At 68.2% G+C, this 16,867-nt stretch carries 14 protein-coding genes; 7 read left to right on the forward strand and 7 right to left on the reverse strand.

What is annotated here, in order from left to right; genetic code table 11:
* The first annotated feature begins 106 nt into the window (after positions 1-106).
* On the forward strand, positions 107-1,495 hold the full coding sequence (locus HCT51_RS14375) for an HNH endonuclease (protein WP_166877301.1): 1,389 nt from the start codon (positions 107-109) through the stop codon (positions 1,493-1,495).
* A gap of 61 nt (positions 1,496-1,556) precedes the next feature.
* Here HCT51_RS14375 and purH read toward each other — a convergent pair whose 3' ends face one another.
* The 3 genes from purH to HCT51_RS14390 are packed head-to-tail and all read right to left on the reverse strand — an operon-like array spanning position 1,557 to position 5,018.
* Entirely contained in the window at positions 1,557-3,200 is a 1,644-nt protein-coding gene (purH, locus tag HCT51_RS14380; protein WP_166877298.1) for a bifunctional phosphoribosylaminoimidazolecarboxamide formyltransferase/IMP cyclohydrolase, read from the reverse strand.
* A complete protein-coding gene (gene purN / locus HCT51_RS14385; RefSeq protein ID WP_166877295.1) occupies positions 3,197-3,790 on the reverse strand; it encodes a phosphoribosylglycinamide formyltransferase in 594 nt (197 codons plus the stop codon). The genes purH and purN overlap by 4 nt, the downstream gene beginning before the upstream one ends.
* Positions 3,791-3,794: 4 nt before the next feature.
* Entirely contained in the window at positions 3,795-5,018 is a 1,224-nt protein-coding gene (locus tag HCT51_RS14390; RefSeq protein ID WP_166877292.1) for a cell division protein PerM, read from the reverse strand.
* A gap of 183 nt (positions 5,019-5,201) precedes the next feature.
* Between HCT51_RS14390 and HCT51_RS14395 the strand changes: the two genes are divergently transcribed.
* Positions 5,202-5,981: a hypothetical protein gene (locus tag HCT51_RS14395; RefSeq protein ID WP_166877289.1), complete on the forward strand. Its 780-nt coding sequence runs from the start codon at positions 5,202-5,204 to the stop codon at positions 5,979-5,981.
* Positions 5,982-6,162: 181 nt separating this feature from the next.
* On the opposite strand, the gene sucD is transcribed toward HCT51_RS14395, so the two are convergent.
* Positions 6,163-7,050, reverse strand: a complete 888-nt coding sequence (gene sucD / locus HCT51_RS14400) for a succinate--CoA ligase subunit alpha (protein WP_166877285.1) — start codon at positions 7,048-7,050, stop codon at positions 6,163-6,165.
* A 25-nt stretch (positions 7,051-7,075) separates the two neighbouring features.
* Positions 7,076-8,245, reverse strand: a complete 1,170-nt coding sequence (sucC, locus tag HCT51_RS14405) for an ADP-forming succinate--CoA ligase subunit beta (RefSeq protein ID WP_166877282.1) — start codon at positions 8,243-8,245, stop codon at positions 7,076-7,078.
* Between the two features lie 237 nt (positions 8,246-8,482).
* On the opposite strand from sucC, the gene HCT51_RS14410 reads away from it, so the two are divergent.
* A complete protein-coding gene (locus HCT51_RS14410) occupies positions 8,483-9,199 on the forward strand; it encodes a VIT1/CCC1 transporter family protein (protein ID WP_370626842.1) in 717 nt (238 codons plus the stop codon).
* A gap of 69 nt (positions 9,200-9,268) precedes the next feature.
* A complete protein-coding gene (locus HCT51_RS14415) occupies positions 9,269-11,779 on the forward strand; it encodes a hypothetical protein (protein WP_166877276.1) in 2,511 nt (836 codons plus the stop codon).
* A gap of 3 nt (positions 11,780-11,782) precedes the next feature.
* Here the strand turns inward: HCT51_RS14415 and HCT51_RS14420 are convergent, their stop codons facing one another.
* Complete coding sequence (locus HCT51_RS14420) at positions 11,783-14,149, reverse strand: ATP-dependent helicase (RefSeq protein WP_166877273.1); 2,367 nt, start codon at positions 14,147-14,149, stop codon at positions 11,783-11,785.
* 66 nt (positions 14,150-14,215) lie between these two features.
* Positions 14,216-15,217 (reverse strand): glycerophosphodiester phosphodiesterase family protein, encoded by a 1,002-nt coding sequence (locus HCT51_RS14425; RefSeq protein WP_166877270.1) that lies wholly within the window; start codon positions 15,215-15,217, stop codon positions 14,216-14,218.
* 26 nt (positions 15,218-15,243) lie between these two features.
* Between HCT51_RS14425 and HCT51_RS14430 the strand changes: the two genes are divergently transcribed.
* The 3 genes from HCT51_RS14430 to HCT51_RS14440 are packed head-to-tail and all read left to right on the forward strand — an operon-like array spanning position 15,244 to position 16,857.
* Positions 15,244-15,486 (forward strand): hypothetical protein, encoded by a 243-nt coding sequence (locus tag HCT51_RS14430; protein ID WP_166877266.1) that lies wholly within the window; start codon positions 15,244-15,246, stop codon positions 15,484-15,486.
* Positions 15,476-15,991: a hypothetical protein gene (locus HCT51_RS14435; RefSeq protein ID WP_166877263.1), complete on the forward strand. Its 516-nt coding sequence runs from the start codon at positions 15,476-15,478 to the stop codon at positions 15,989-15,991. The genes HCT51_RS14430 and HCT51_RS14435 overlap by 11 nt, the downstream gene beginning before the upstream one ends.
* A gap of 53 nt (positions 15,992-16,044) precedes the next feature.
* Positions 16,045-16,857 (forward strand): Bax inhibitor-1/YccA family protein, encoded by an 813-nt coding sequence (locus HCT51_RS14440; RefSeq protein WP_166877260.1) that lies wholly within the window; start codon positions 16,045-16,047, stop codon positions 16,855-16,857.
* Positions 16,858-16,867: the final 10 nt, after the last annotated feature.

Here is a 16,867-nt window from a genome sequence, read left to right on the forward strand (position 1 = left end):
GCGGTCCAGTCCTCCACAGGCTCAACGGTGGACACTCATCCACAGGACAATTCCCGGTTTGATCAGGGAAAACAGAATGTCGGTGGTGACTGGCAATGTGTTGAGTATGGACGGAACGACGGAGGTTCTCGAAGCGGCACGGACGTCGCTGGCCTCCGTCGCGGCGCGGCCGCTGTCGCTCCTGTCCGACGCCGAACTGGTCGATACCGCCCGGTTGGTCGAAGACGCCGGCCGGCTGATTGACGGGCTGCGGGTGGGCGCGGCGGCCGAGATTGACCACCGCTCCCGTTACGAGCTCGGCGCGGAGGGCCTGGCGAAACGGTTCGGGCACCTGCGCACGGCGCACCTACTCGAGCAGGTCACCCGGGCATCCGGCAAGGAGGTGAACGCCCGGCTGCGGCTCGGCGGGCAGCTCACCCCGCAGTACGCCCTCGACGGTTCGGAACTGCCGGCCGCCTTTCCGATTGTCGGCGCTGCCCTGACGGCAGGGGCAATCGGGGTCGAGGCAGCTGACCTCATCTGCCGAATCCTCACGCAGGCCGCCGACCGCTGCCCGCCCGACCACCTGGCGAAGGCCGAGGCGGCGCTGGTGCAGAACGCCGGCGAGTATTCGGTCGACCTGGTCGCGGTGCAGGCCCGACTCTGGCGCGACGCCCTCGATCCCGACGGGGTGCCACCCAGGGATGCTGAGATCCGCGCGAAACGCGGTTTCCGGATCGGCCGGGAGATCGACGGCATCGCCCGGTTCTCCGGCGCCTGCGGCGGCATCGAACTGGCCGAGCTGCGCGCCATCCTCGCTCGATACACCAACCCACGCACCCTGCCCGCGTTCCTCGACGAGCGCGCCGCCAGCGGATGCGACGGTGAGGGTGATGGTGGCAGCGACGACGCGGGAACAGCCGAACCGCTGGCCGATGACCGAACCCGCGACCAATGCAACTTCGACATCCTGCTCGGCCTGCTTCGCGCCGGCGCCACCGCCGACCAGCAACGCCCCGGCCCAGGCGGCACCGTGGTGATCACCGTCAAGGCCGAAGACTTGCACAGCGGAATCGGCACAGGCTGGCTCGACGACGTACTGGAACCGGCCTCCATCCCCACCGTGACCGCCGAACTCTGCACCGGCAGCACCCGCCTACTCGTCGAGGGCAGCGACGGAGAAGCGCTGTGGCTCGGCCGCTCGAAACGCAAGTTCACCCCGGCGCAGAAGACGGCGCTGGCTGCCCGGGACGGCGGCTGCATCTGGTGGGGCTGTCCCGCCCCACCCAGCTGGACCGAAGCTCACCACGCCCTCGAACACGACCGCGACGGCCCCACCGACATCGACAACGGCTGTCTGCTCTGTCGAGCGCACCACGTGCTCCTGCACCAGCTCGGCTTCGAAGTGAAGATGGTCGACGGCCTCCCGTACCTGCGGGCACCCGCCGAGATCGACCCTCAACGCCGGTGGCGCCGAGCCGGCGGCAACCGCAATCAGATCAACCCGGCCGCATAAAACGGTAGGGGTGGAAGCGAGTCCTCGCTTCCACCCCTACCGGCCACGCGGGCCACCGCTCCTAGTGGAAGAAGTGGCGCTCGCCCGTGAAGTACATGGTCACGCCGGCCGCTTCCGCCGCGGCGATGACCTCGGGGTCACGCACCGAGCCGCCGGGCTGCACGACCGCCGCCACTCCGGCGTCGAGCAGGACCTGCAGGCCGTCGGCGAAGGGGAAGAAGGCGTCGGATGCCGCGACGCTTCCGGCCGCGCGCTCACCGGCGCGGTTCACCGCGAGGTGGCAGGAGTCCACCCGGTTCACCTGACCCATTCCGACGCCCACCGACGCACCGCCGGAGGCGAGCAGGATGGCGTTGGACTTCACGGCGCGCACCGCGCGCCAGGCGAATTCGAGGTCGGCGAGCGTTGCGTCATCCGCTGGCTTCCCGGCGGCAAGCGTCCACTCGCTGGCGGGCGCGAACTGGGTGTCCGGGTTCTGCACCAGCAGTCCGCCGGAGATCTGCTTCAGCTCGAGGTCTTCGCGTTCGTACCCCTCGGGCAGCTGCAGCAGTCGCACGTTCTTCTTCTGAGTGAGCAGCTCGAGCGCCTCCGGCTCGAATCCGGGGGCGACGATCACCTCGGTGAAGATGTCCTTGATCGCCTCGGCGGCCTCCGCCGTGATGGTGCGGTTCGCGGCGATCACTCCGCCGAATGCCGACACAGGGTCGCAGGCGTGCGCCAGGCGGTGCGCCGCGGCGATGGTGTCGGCGGTCGCGATGCCACAAGGGTTCGCGTGCTTGATGATGGCGACCGTCGGCGCGGTGTGGTCGTAGGCGGCGCGCAGCGCGGCATCCGCGTCGACGTAGTTGTTGTACGACATTTCCTTGCCGTGCAGCTGGGTGGCCTGGGCGATTCCGGCGGCACCCTCCCCCACGTACAGGGCAGCGCTCTGGTGCGAGTTCTCGCCGTAGCGGAGCACAGTCTGCAGCTCGGCGTCCAGAAGGATGCCCTCGCCCCATTCACTCTCGGCCGCGTCCTCATCGAGCTCGTCCTCCAGCTCGTCGAGCTCGTCGTCGGCGTCCTCCCACGGGTCGTAGAGGTTCTCGGCGAACCACAGTGCCACGTTCATGTCGTACCCGGCGGTGTGCTCGAACGCGAGCGACGCGAACTTCTGGCGGGTCTCGAGCACGGTGCCGCCGCCCACTACGGCGGCAGCGAGCTCGGCGTAGTTCTCCGGGTTCACCACGATGGCGACGTTCGCGTGGTTCTTCGCGGCCGCGCGCACCAGAGCTGGGCCACCGATGTCGATGTTCTCGATCACGTCCGCGGCATCCGCCCCGCTCTCAACGGTCTGGGTGAACGGGTACAGGTTGACGACCACGACCTCAAACGGCGCGATGCCGAGTTCGGCGAGCTGCTTCTCGTGGTCTTCAAGCCGCAGGTCGGCGAGGATGCCGGCGTGCACTCCCGGGTGCAGGGTCTTCACCCGGCCGTCGAGCGACTCGGGGAATCCGGTGACGCTCGACACCTCGGTGACGTCGAGGCCAGCGTCGCGCAACGTGGAAGCGGTGGAGCCGGTGGAGACCAGCTCGACGCCGGCGCCCGCGAGCGTGGTGGCCAGCTCTACCAGGCCGGTCTTGTCGCTGACTGAGATGAGTGCGCGTTTGACGGGCACGACATCCCGTTCACGGTAAAGGCTCGGGTCGTGACTGCTGGGACCGCTCATGCGCTCGCAAGCTCCTTCAGGTTGATGTGTCCATTGGCGATATCGAGCACGGTCTGCACCAGCAGTTCGCGTTCGACAATCTTGATGCGCTCGTGCAGCGCAGGTTCGGTGTCGCCAGGCAGAACGGGAACGCGCTGCTGGGCGATGATCGGTCCGCTGTCGACGCCGTCGTCGACGAGGATGACGCTGGCCCCGGTCTCGCTGACGCCGGCGGCGAGCGCGTCGCGTACCCCGTGCGCTCCGGGGAACTCCGGCAGGTAGGCAGGGTGCGTGTTGATGATGTTCGGGCTGAGCGCCGCGACCACGCGGGAGGGCAGCAGCCGCATGAAACCGCTCAGGATGACGAGGTCGGGCTCCCACTGCTGGATCTGGGCCAGCAGCTCGTCACCCCAGCTGTCGCGGTCGGCGAAGTTGGAGCGGACGACGGCGAAGGTGGGGATGCCGAAAGCCTCGGCGTGATCGAATCCGTCGGCCGGCCGGTCGGCGCCGATCGCGACGACACGGGCAGGGAATTCGGCGTCTTCAGACGCTTCGAGCAGGGCCCGGAGGTTGGACCCGCCCCCGGAAATCAGAACGACGAGTCTCAGCACCCGACTAGCCTACAGCGGCCTTGTCGCGCAGTTTCGAGAAGTCGACAGATGCGGAGAGCGCTCCCAGTGTTGCGGCGACCGCGATCTCCACACCGAACCACACGGCGACGGCCCACGGGTCGGAGCCGACCGTCACCAGACGGCCGGGTCCGGCGGATCCGGCGGCGGCCCAGGCGACCAGTCCGAGCAGCGTGCCGGCGACGACGCCGGTGCCGACCCCGGCCGCGATCCGCCACGGCCAGTCGAGTTCGGCGGTGCTGCGTCGAAGCAGCAGCCCGGCGAGGAACCCGATGAGCACCGGGATGATCAGCACGAGCATCCCCCACGGCAGGTCACCCGTGGGCATCGCGCCGAACGCCGGCACTGCCGGGAGCGGCCCGAGGCTGGTGCCGAGCGGGCCGACGCTGGATCCGGTGCCGATGGCGAAGCCGGGGCCAACCAGCCACGACGCCGTCCAGGCCACGAAGTTCGGCAGGAACGCCAGCTGGCCGAGTGTGAGCACGGCGCCGCCGAGCGCGCCGGCCTGCACCGACTCATAGAGCCGGATGATCTCCGCGTAGTTCAGCACCAGCGACGCCGCGGTGGCGAGCCCGGCGACCGCGAGTATGGCCGCGACCGCTGCGGTGCTGGCGCGGAATACCGCGGCGACGGTGGCGCGCACATCCGACGGCCAATCGTTGATCCAGTCCCGCAGCGAACTGCCGTGGTTCTCGGCTGGGTTGTCCAGGCGTTCCCTCGTCGATCCGATCAGCAGCCCAAGGGCGAACACCACCGTCGGGAGCAGGGTTCCCTGCCAGAGCGATGGGCTGGCGTATGGGTATTCAACGCTGAGCGTGACCGCCCAGGCCAGTGCGGCGAAGGTGGCGAGGGCGACAACCTCACCCAGCATCCGATTCGAGGTCTGCGCCACTCGGCGTCCGGTGCGAAGGGCGAGCAGCACGGTGAGGAGCGCGAAACCGAGCGCTGCAATGCCGAGCACGAACGGCGTGCCCGCCTCGGGCAGCGCCAGTACGGCGGCCAGGGCCGGGTCCAGCTGCATGGTGATATCGACGCCGTGGCCGAGCAGCCAGATGTCGACGGCGGCCCGCCAGAACACCACCCAGTCGAGGCCGAGCTGGAAGTGGAACCCCCAGAGCACGGTCAATGGCACCAACGGGATCGCGATGCCGATGGCGACAACGAGCGCCGATTCGAAGGCGGCGAGGAGGGCGGTGACACGACGATTCATACGGCTTTGAGGTTACCTTCCGCGGACGCTGCGCACGGGGCGCATCGCCGGGCTCCCTCGTGTCTCTGCGCTCGCATGAGGTCTGCCCTTCGGCCCTTCGAGGCGGTCGCGAACGACCGTTTCCCAGACCTCACCAACTCTGCGCTGATGACAGCGGGCGGCGCATGCTGCTTTACTGCACGCATGAAGATGCCTCGCGGTGTCCGCGCCCGCGCCGCCCTCGCCACCAGCGTGCTGGCCGTTGCCGCGCTCGCCGCCTGCGTGCCGTCACCGAAGACAACGTATGAGACGGATGCCGGCGAAACCATCACCGTCGACTGGGCCGGCTACCCCGGCCATGCACGCATCGACGCAGAGACGGTGCTGGCTGCGCCGTCGGCAGAGGAGGTGAAGTCGTACGCGGCTGAGTTCCTCGGCAGCATCGAGGAGAAGTTGACTGCCGAGTTCGGCCTGCGGTGGGAGGACGATCCCTCCTGGCCCCAGCTGGTCACTCCCTGGGACGAGAACGGCTACGGGGGTGGCTCGCTCTATGTGGGGGTCGAATCCGGGATGCGGCAGAGCACGAGCGTGCCGGACCGTGCGGAGGACTGGTACCGCGTGATCGACATGATCTCCGCGGTAGCCAAGGAGTACGGCCTGGGCGAGGTCGAGATCGACAACTTCGATCCGTCGTCGCCGGAGGAGTTCGCGGAGTCCTTCGGCACCGCGGATCCCGATGAGCAATGGCAGTGGCAGGGTGGCGCCGAGGGCGAGCACGACGGGCTGTACGTGGCGATCACCGATGTGCGCCGGGATCCGACGGGCGACGCCGCGAAGATGAGTCGCAGAGGCGTCATGAAGCCGCAGTTCATCGCGATCTCGTACCGTGCCACCGCCCTGCCCGACGCCGAGCGCCAGGCGTTCATCGAACGCCTGCGCCCGTTCAAAGGCCTCGAGCACCCCGACGCCACCCACTCCGACTGAGAGCTGCGAAAACGGCCGAGCGCTCCCGCCGCGGCCAGGGCGCTCGGCCGTTCTAGCCGCGCTCGCGCAAACGCGGTGGTGGTCCCGGCCGCAAGTTCGGAAACGACGGAAGGCCCGCCACCAGGGCAGGCCTTCCGGGGAGTAGATGCCAGCGACATCCGCGGCATCCGTTCGACGACTCTTAGAGCGCCGCGAGTACCTCACGCATCAGCGTGGCGGTCTCGGACGGCGTCTTGCCGACCTTGACGCCTGCCGCCTCAAGGGCTTCCTTCTTCGCCTGGGCGGTGCCAGCCGAACCGGAGACGATGGCGCCGGCGTGGCCCATGGTCTTGCCCTCGGGGGCGGTGAAGCCCGCGACGTAGCCGACGACCGGCTTGGTGACGTTGGCCTTGATGAACTCAGCGGCGCGCTCTTCAGCGTCGCCACCGATCTCACCGATCATGACGATGGCCTTGGTCTCCGGGTCCGCCTCGAACGCGGCGAGCGCGTCGATGTGGGTGGTGCCGATGACCGGGTCGCCGCCGATGCCGATGGCGGTGGAGAAGCCCAGATCGCGCAGTTCGTACATCATCTGGTAGGTCAGGGTGCCCGACTTCGACACGAGGCCGATCGGTCCCTTGCCGGTGATGTTCGCCGGGGTGATGCCGACCAGTGCCTCACCGGGGGTGATGATGCCGGGGCAGTTCGGCCCGATGATGCGGGTCTTGTTGCCCTGCTTCTGGGCGTAGGCCCAGGCCTCGGCGGTGTCGCCGACGGGAACACCCTCGGTGATCACGACCAGCAGCGGGATCTCGGCGTCGATGGCCTCGACCATGGCGTCCTTGGTGAATGCCGGGGGCACGAAGGCGATCGACACGTCGGCGCCGGTCTTCTCCATGGCTTCCTTGACGGTGCCGAAGACGGGCAGTTCGACGTCGCCGTGCAGCACCGTGGTGCCGGCCTTGCGAGCGTTGACGCCACCGACGACCTGGGTGCCGGCCTTCAGCATGAGGGCGGTGTGCTTGGTGCCCTCACCGCCGGTGATGCCCTGCACGATGACCTTGGAGTCCTTGTTCAGAAAGATAGACATGCTGTTCTTATTCCTCGATCGTGTCTCAGGCGGCGGCGTGAGCCAGCTCGGCGGCCTTGTCGGCGCCCTCGTCCATGGTGGCGGCGAGGGTGACGAGCGGGTGGTTGGCCTCGTTCAGGATGGCGCGGCCTTCTTCGACCTTGTTGCCGTCGAGGCGCACGACCAGTGGCTTGTTGGCGGCGTGGCCGAGCTCGGCGAGCGCGCCGACAATGCCCTTGGCCACGGCGTCACACGCGGTGATGCCACCGAAGACGTTGACGAACACGGCCTTCACCTGCGGGTCGTTGAGGATCACGTCGAGGCCGGCTGCCATCACCTCTGCGGATGCTCCGCCGCCGATGTCGAGGAAGTTGGCGGGCTTCACGCCGCCGTGGTTCTCTCCTGCGTAGGCGACGACGTCCAGCGTCGACATGACGAGCCCGGCACCGTTACCGATGATGCCGACCTGGCCGTCGAGCTTGACGTAGTTGAGGTCGTTCTCCTTGGCCTTGGCCTCGAGCGGGTCGGCCGCGGCCTTGTCCTCGAGCAGCTCGTGCTTAGGGTGACGGAACGACGCGTTCTCGTCGAGGGTGACCTTGCCATCCAGGGCGATGACCTCGCCGTCCTCGGTAAGTACCAGCGGGTTCACCTCAACCAGGGTGGCGTCCTCGCCCTTGTAGACGTCCCACAGCTTGACGAAGACGTCGGCCACCTTCGGGGCGATGTCGTCGGCGAAGCCAGCGGCCTTGGCGATCTCGGCAGCCTTCGCGGGGGTGATGCCCTCCAGCGGGTTCACCTCGATGCGGGCGAGTGCCTCCGGGCGCTCGACGGCGAGCTCTTCGATCTCCATGCCGCCCTCGACACTGGCCATCGAGAGGTAGGAGCGGTTGGCGCGGTCGAGCAGCAGGGAGAAGTAGTACTCCTTGTCGATGCGCGCACCGGCGGCGATCATGACGCGCTTGACGACGTGACCCTTGATGTCGAGGCCGAGAATCTGCTCGGCTGCGGTGAAGGCGTCGTCCGGGTTGTGGACGACCTTGACGCCGCCAGCCTTGCCGCGGCCGCCGGTCTTCACCTGCGCCTTGACGACGACGGTGCCACCGAGCTTCTCAGCGGCCGCCTTCGCTTCTTCGGGGGTGTCGGCCACGAGGCCCTGAAGCACAGGCACTCCGTAGGACTCGAAAAGGTCCCTGGCCTGGTACTCGAAAAGATCCACTATGTTCTTCCAATGCGTCGCTGTGCTGATCGAACAGCACCCGGTGATGTCCGCCACTCTCTTGACGCCGAGATAGTTCGACGTCGAGATAAATGGGCCATGGGAAACTTTACCCCTCCGTATGAAATGGCAGGCGACCAGGGGCGCTCTTAGCGCGTTAAGTTCGGGCATTGTTTCCCTGGTTAGGCAAGTCTTGCCATGCTTGCCGCCCCCCGCCCGGACGCGGACAATCGCAGTGTGAGTGAGAGCCAGTCGGTCCGTGTCGAACCCCATGCCCCAGGCCTTGCGTCGCGCCTGAACTGGCTGCGCGCCGGTGTTCTCGGCGCCAACGACGGAATCGTCTCCACTGCCGCGCTGATCGTCGGTGTTGCGGCAGCCACGTCGGCGATCGCGCCGATTCTGACCGCGGGCGTCGCCGGCCTGATCGCCGGCGCGGTGTCGATGGCGCTCGGTGAGTACGTGTCGGTGAGCGCGCAGCGCGACACCGAACGCGCCGCCATCGCGCTGGAGCGACAAGAGCTCGTGGATGACCCGGACGGTGAGCTCGACGAGCTCACCGAGATCTACCGGTCCAAGGGCCTCAGCCATGGCACCGCCCGCTCCGTCGCCGAGGAGCTGACCGCGCACGATGCGCTCGCCGCGCACCTCGAGGCCGAGCTACACATCAGCGAGCACGAGGTGTCCAGCCCCTGGCATGCCGCGCTCGCCTCCGCGGTGTCGTTCACGATCGGATCGGTGCTGCCGTTGCTCGCGGTGCTGCTGGCCCCGCTCGAGTGGCGGATCCCGGCGATCGCCGTATCCACTCTGCTGGCATTGGCAATTACCGGCGCGCTCGGCGCATACCTCGGCAACAGCCCGATGGCGCGGCCCACCATCCGGGTCATCATCGGCGGGGTGCTGGCGCTGGCGCTCACCTACGGCATCGGCTCGCTGCTCGGCACCACCGTCGGCTGAGCCGCCGCTCTTCCCTGCCGCGCACCGCAGCCCTAGCATGGGGCCACGCGACTCGCGCTGCCTGAGGGGGTGGTCAGGACGTCGAATCAGACGGATGCCGCGGCGCCCGCTGTGCTGGAACTGCGCGTTCACGGCATCAACAACACCAAACCTCACGACCTGCTCGACCTGCCAGCGGACGAAGTCGAGTTCGCCGCCGGTGACAAGCTCGGCTTCTTCTTCCGCCCCACCGCAGCCGCGCTGAAGCGACGGGTCACCGAACCGGACGCCGTGACCGATCGCGGTGACATCCCGCGGGGGGTTCGCCGGGAGGCATATTCCTGGGGCGGCATGGTTCGGGGTACCCCCACCGTCGGCGGTCTGGGCGGCGTGGTGTTGGCCGGCCTCGCCCGCGCCGGATGGGCGCTGCTGCTGCCGTTCTCGCTCGCAAACGCGGCGATCTGGACCTGGCAGCTGCCGAACGGCGGGGCCCCCGCCCGGCTGAGCGGCCGAGCCGCGGTCATTCGCGCCTTCGGCGTGCTGCTGACGTTGCTGTTGGTTGGGGCGGTCGGCACTCTGGCGCTGGATGTCGTGGCGCTGCAGTGCTACCGCGACGGGGTGCTCGTCTGCACGGTGCTCTCGGACGGGCTGGCCCCGTTCGGCACCTGGCTGCCCGGCCGGCGGCTTGCTCTGTTCTCGCTGGTTCCGCTCGTCACGGTCGGCGCCCTGTGGGCGCTGTCGGCGGCCTCACGGCTGCGGTACGACGTCGCGGAGCAGTTCATCGACCCCGACGCACTGGCGGTGCGGCACGACGACACACCGCTGCTCGGCCGCCCGGGTTTCTGGCAGCGCAGCGGCGACACCAACAAACTGGCGCTCGCCCACCTCGCCGCGGGGATCAGCGCCACCTCGCTCGCCCTGTTCACCGCGATCTGGGCGGGCGGCTCGGTTTTCGGGCTGGTCGGGTTCGCGGCATCCGTGACTCTTCTGCTCCTCGCCATCGGCACCGCGGCCGTCACGAAGACCATGCCGTTCGAGCACGGCCCGGCCAGCCGGAACGCGGCCGCGACCCGTCGCCCGCGGTGGTCGGTGGCGCTGACGGTGGCGTGCGGCATCCTGTGGCTGGTGGCGCTGGTTGCCCTGGCGGTCGGCGTCCCGGCGGCGCGCCCGCAGCCGTTGCGGATTGCCGGTGTCAATCTGTGGGCGGCGGATGTCGCGCAGCTCACGGTCGTCGGGGCGGCGATGCTGCTGGTGGTGGCCGCGGCGTTCTTTCCACTGCGCGGTGCCCGTCGGTATCGCGCCTGGCACGGGTTCGCGCCGGTGATCTTTCTCGGTTTCTCGCTGACGGCGGGGCTGATCTGGTCGGCCCTGGTCACGGTCGGCATCGGCGACTGGCTGAACGGTGGAGCCGGCGCGAGCACGCTCGCTCCCGGCATCCGTCCCCCGGTGCCGCAGGCCTCTCCCGGCGACGGCAGTGCGCTCGCCGACCCCGACCTCGACGTGCCGGCGTTCCATTCGGCGTTCGGCCTGCTGTCCTTTGCGCTGCTGCTGGTGGTGGCAGCCCTGCTCACCGTGGTGCTCGCGCGCCGCCGCAGCCTCGATGCGCGGTTGGCGCAGTGGTTGCGTCGCACGCTTCTCGGCCCGCTCGGGCGGCCCGGCACTCCCGGCGACGCACCGATGCGCCCGGGCACCCCGGAGGAGCTTGCGGTGTTGCTGCAACCGGCGATCCTCGGCAAGCGTGATCGCGCGGCACGGCTGCACCTTGCCGAACCGGTGACCGGAATCCTCGCCGGCTCTGGACTGATCGCCGCCACGCTCGCGCTGACACTCCCCTGGCTGCTGCCGGCGCCGGCCGCTCGGTTCCTCACCCCGTTCCTCGACGTGACCATGACCGGCTGGGCGCTGATTGCCGCGCTGACGGTCGCCGGGCTGGTGCTCGGCTCCGGCACGCAGCGACCGCTCGCTACGGTCTGGGATCTGGCCTGCTTCCTGCCGAGGTCCGGGCATCCGCTCGGCCCGCCCTGTTACACCGAACGCGCGGCTCCCGAGGTGGCACGCCGCGTGCTGTGGTGGCTGCAGGCCGAGCGCGCCGGCTCGCGACCGGAGCAGCGCCGCGTGGTGCTGGCCGCGCACAGCATGGGCGCGGTCGTCTGCACGGCGGCGCTGTTCCTGCTCTCCTCGCACGAAGACCGAGAGATCACGCGGCAACGGGTCTCGCTGCTGACCTTCGGCGTGCAGCTGCGGCCATACTTCGGCCGGTTCTTCCCCGAACTACTGGGGCCGGATGTGCTGGGCACCACGCCGTGCGAGCGCCCACGTCTGCTCGCGCGTGATCCGTGGGCTGCGGATGCCGCGAAATCCGTAGCTCCCGGGACTGGCGCGATGCCGGTGGACCGCTGGATCAGCCTCTGGCGCGCCACCGATTACCTCGGCTTCCCGGCGCACTCGAACCGGGCCGAGCAGAACCCGATCGACCGCTATACCGAGGAGTTCGACGGCAGCGGCTACACGGCGTCGGTGGGCACGCATGGCGAGTATTACCGGGCGCGGGATTACAACCCGGCGTTGTGCGACCTGGCCGGCATTCCGGTTCGGCGCTGAGCCTTACAGCTTCTCGATCGGCGCGATCTTGATCAGCAGCCGCTTGCGGCCGGCGGTGTCGAACTGCACCTCGGCGATGCTCTTGGAGCCGACGCCGGTAACCGCGGTGACGCGTCCCTCACCGAAGTCGGTGTGTTTGATCCGGTCGCCCGCGACGAGGGTGAGGTCGCCGTTGTCGCGCACCTTGCCGGTGACGGTGTTCGCCCACTCCGTCTTCTTCTTGGGGGCCGGCGGCAGCGCGTTCTGCCCGAACGAGCGGTCATCGTGGAAGCCGGGCCGGTGGGCGTTCAGCGCCCGCGGCTGCGTGCCACCGCGGGAGTTCGCCATGCCAGGTGACTGCTTCCAGTCGATCAGGTCGGCGGGGATCTCCTGCAGGTAGCGGCTCGGCATGGCCACGTTCACCTCGCCGAACTGGGCGCGGGTCATCGCCAGCGAGAGGAACAATTTCTTGCGGGCCCGGGTGATGCCCACGTAGAACAGGCGGCGCTCCTCGGCGGGTCCGCCGGGCTCCCCCGCGCTCATCCGGTGCGGCAGCAGGTCTTCCTCGACGCCGGTGAGGAACACGGCGTCGAACTCGAGGCCCTTCGCGGTGTGCAGGGTCATCAGCGACACGGTTCCGCTGGAGTCATCCAGTTCGTCGGCCGCCGCGACCAGCGCGGTCTCGGTGAGGAAGTCGATCAGCGTGCCCTCGGGGTTGTTCCGCTGGAACTCGCGGGTGACCGCGAGCAGCTCCTCCACGTTCTCGGCCCTGGCCTCGTCTTGCGGGTCGCGCGAGGAGCGCAGCGCCTCGACCAGTCCGGTCTTGTCGAGGATGAACTTGAGCACCTCGGCGACCGGCGCGGTGACGGCCATCATGGTGGCCTCGTCGAGGATCGCACCCAGCCCGAGCAGGGCGCCGGTGACCTTGGGGCCGAGCCCGAACTGGTCGGCCTCGCGCAAGGATTCGCGCAGGCTGATGTCCTTGGTGTCGGCGTGCAGTTGCACCGCGGCCTCGGTGGCCGGGCCGATGCCGCGCTTCGGCACGTTCATGATGCGCCGCAGCGCCATCGGGTCGAGCGGGTTGGCGACGGTGGTGAGGTACGCCATCACGTCTTTGATCTCGGCGCGCTCGTAGAACTTGGTGCCGCCGAGCACCCGGTAAGGCAGCGCGGAGCGGATGAAGATCTCTTCCAGCGCACGGGTCTGCGAGTTGGTGCGGTAGAACACCGCCATGTCCTTGTAGTCCATGCCCGCTTCGTGCATGGCGATGATCTCGTCGGCCACGAACTGGGCCTCGTCATGCCCGGAGTACCCGGTGAACCCGACGATCTTGTCGCCGGAGCCGATGGTGGTGAACAGCCGCTTGTCTTTGCGGTCGAAGTTGTTCGAGATCACGGCGTTCGCCGCGTCAAGGATGTTCTGCGTCGACCGGTAGTTCTGCTCGAGCAGGATCACCCTGGCGCCGGGGAAATCGCGTTCGAACTCCACAATGTTGCGGATGTCGGCGCCCCGGAACGCGTAAATCGACTGGTCTGAGTCGCCGACCACGGTGAGCGCTGCCGCCCCGAGCGGCGCCGCCGAAGCGCGCAGCGGCATCCCATCGAAGCCGACGGCGCCTTCCAGATCTTCGGATGCCGGTGGCCTGGTCAGTTCGCGGATCAGCGAGTACTGGGCGTGGTTGGTGTCCTGGTACTCGTCAACCAGGATGTGCCGGAATCGTCGCTGGTAGAGCGCCGCCACCTTCGGGAATGCCCGGAACAGGTACACCGTCTGCGCGATCAGGTCATCGAAGTCGAAGGCGTTCGCGCGGCTGAGCTGCTGGGTGTAGCGGCGGAAGATCTCGACGAACATCGCCTCGGCCGGATCGTTGAAGTTCACCCCGCGGGCGTAACTCTCGACATCCGCGAGCTCGTTCTTCAGCTTCGAGATCTGCCCGGCGGCCTTGCTGACCGTGATGCCGAAGGTGTCGGCATCCAGCTCCTTGATGATGCGTTTCAGCAGGGCGCGCGAGTCGGCAGAGTCGTAGATGGTGAAGCTCTTGGAGTAGCCGAACACCTCGGCCTCGCGACGCAGGATGCGCACGCACGCGGAGTGGAAGGTGGAGATCCACATGCCACGGGCGGAGTCGCCGACGATTGCCTCGACCCGCTCCCGCATCTCGGCGGCGGCCTTGTTGGTGAAGGTGATGGCGAGGATCTGGCTCGGCCAGGCTTCGCGGGCCTGCAGCAGGCTCGCGATGCGACGGGTGAGCACGCTCGTCTTACCTGAGCCGGCGCCAGCCAGAATGAGGAGCGCGGATCCGCGATATTCGACGGCTTCGCGCTGCTGCGGGTTGAGCCCCGCGAGCAGCCGGTCATCGGGGGCGGTGGTTCCGTCGAGAACGTACGTCATGTCCCAACAATTCTAGGCGTCGCCGCTGACAACGGTCTCGACGAGCTCGACCAGCGGGAGAAGCGGTCAGAGCGTTTCGCGCGCCTCGATGGCCAGGTCGGGCTGGTCGGCGAAGACGCCGTCGATCCCGGTGCGCATGATCAGCTGGAACTCGCTCAACCAGTCGCCGAACTCGGCACCGCGCGAGCCGCGGCGGAATGACTTGGCGAGGAACCGGTTCTCGGCGCGCAGCGTCCAGGTGTAGACCGCCAGCCCGGCGGCGTGGGCGCGCGCCACCAGATCGGTTGTCTCGGTGCCCACCGCGGTTTCGGTGAGGATCATCGACTTGTTCACACTCACCCCGTCCACCTCGCGGGCAAGCCCCACGAGGCCGGCCAAGGTGACGTGCGCGGCGTACGACAGCGCCGCCTTGCCGTGCTGCGCCACGAGGTCGGCCGGCGAGCCGGTCGCCTCGACCAGGTAGACGTAGTGGCCAGGGATGCCGCGGGCCTTCAGCTGGCCGAGCAACGTCTGCTCGAACGACTCGAGGATCAGCGACTCGGGGGTAGCCCAACCCGCGAGCTCGGCGGCCACCAGCTCGTCCAGCGGCAACCCGATCGATTCGAAGTACGTGGCGTGCTTGATCTCGGCCACCATCGCCAACTGCCGGCCCGCGGCATCCGATGCGTCGTCGATGATCGGCAGCAGGTCGCGCAGCCGAATAATCCCGTGCATGCCGTTGAACGTGGTGTTGGCCTGCCGCACCGCGGGGATCCGCTCGGTGGCGCGCAGGGTGGCGAGCTCTGGCCAGGTGAAGTCCTCGGTGAACCAGCCGGTGAGCTTCACGCCGTCGATCACCTTTGTGGTGCGCCGGTCGGCGAATTCCGGATGCGCCGCGACATCCGTCGTTCCCGAAATTTCGTTCTCGTGCCTCAGCACCAGCACGCCGTCTCTGGTGGCGACGATGTCGGGTTCCACGGCGTCAGCGCCGAGGGCGAGCGCGAGCCGGTACGACGACGCGGTGTGCTCCGGGCGATAGCCGGGTGCGCCGCGATGGCCGATGACAAGGGGGCGGAGCGAATCGGTCACCCGTAAACCCTAAACTGAGTCGCACCATGGAGACCTGCGCGAACTGCACTGCGAGCCTCGCCTCCGAGTGGAAATTCTGCATCCGCTGCGGCACTCGGGTGCTCGCGCATCCGGCATCCGTGATCCCTGGCGCGATCCGGCCGAGCGGGCCACGGCCGGCGCGACGTCGGCTCACCGCCCTCGGGATCTCCGGGATCGTCGCCGGCGGGGTGCTGCTGCTCGCCGCGCTGGTGGTGTTGGCCGTCGTCATCATCAACAATGCCGGCTGATTCGTCGCCGGAGCCCACGGCGCTGCTGCCGCTGCGCTGGGGCAGCTATCGGGGGCGGTACCTGGCCGGGATTCTGTTCATCCTGGGCGGGATGATCGGCCTGCAGGCGGCGAGCACCCAGTTCCTGGTTCCCCTGATCACCGGCACCGCGCTGCACACCATCGGCTGGTGGATCATGCCGGCCGCGGGCTGGCGGCGCCACCTGGTGGTGTTCCCCTGCGGGGTGCAGATCTGGCTGCTGCTGACCGGCCCGCAATCGGTGTGGACCCTGGCGATCCCGTACCTGGCGTGGCTGCTGATTCGGCACCGTCCGCTGAAGAGTTACGGCACCGTGCTGTTCGTGATCGCGGGCGGGGTCGTGGTGGCCACCGTCTCCAGCGAATACTCCGGGATGCTGCCGGCGTTGGTGTTCGCGCTCGCAATCTGCGCCCTGTCGGCGTGGATTGCTCGGTTAATCGCCGGAATAGGGCGGATCCCCAGCAAAATAAGGGAAGAATCCCGATAGATTGGCTGTTATACCCAGCAACTTGAGCAGGTATCGAAGGAGAAGACCACAGCATGGCCAACCCCGCTTTCAATAACTCCCCGGCATTCAAGGGCTCCGCTCCCACGATGACCGCGGCGCAGCTCGACGAACTCTACGGCCGTCCCGCAGCGACCGAGGGTGACCGTCCGGCCGCTCAGCCGGTGTTGCTGCCTGTCGAAGAGCGGATGACGTACGAAGACACCATCGTGAAGACCCTCGTGGCCTTCGCTGTGCTGGTCGTCGGCGCCGTGGTCGGCTGGATGATCCCCGCCCTCGCCATCGTCGGCGCCCTGGTGGGCCTCGTGCTCGCCCTGGTCAACATCTTCAAGAAGATGCCGTCGAAGGCGCTCATCCTGACCTACGCCCTGTTCGAGGGTCTGTTCGTCGGTGGCATCTCCGCCATCTTCAACAGCATGTGGGATGGCATCGTCGCCCAGGCGGTCTTCGGCACCCTGGGTGTCGTCGGAGTCACCCTCGCGCTGTTCCTCAGCGGCAAGGTGCGCGCCACTCCGAAGATGACCAAGATCTTCCTGGTCGCCATGGTCGGTTACGCCGCGTTCTCGCTGGTGAACTTCGGCCTGATGATGTTCGGCGCAACCGACAGCATGTTCGGCCTGCGCGACGTCGAGATCATGGGCATCCCGCTCGGTGTCATCATCGGCCTCTTCGTTGTGCTGCTCGCCGCCTACTCGCTGGTGATGGACTTCGAGAACGTGAAGACCGGCGTCGAGCGTGGCGTACCGCGCATCTTCGGCTGGCAGGCTGCCTTCGGCATCATGGTCACCGTGGTGTGGCTGTACACCGAGATCCTGCGTATCCTGGCGATCTTCAACAGCAACAACTAAACCTCCTCGC

This window comes from Salinibacterium sp. ZJ450 (assembly GCF_011751885.2).
Classification (GTDB): Bacteria; Actinomycetota; Actinomycetes; order Actinomycetales; family Microbacteriaceae; genus Ruicaihuangia.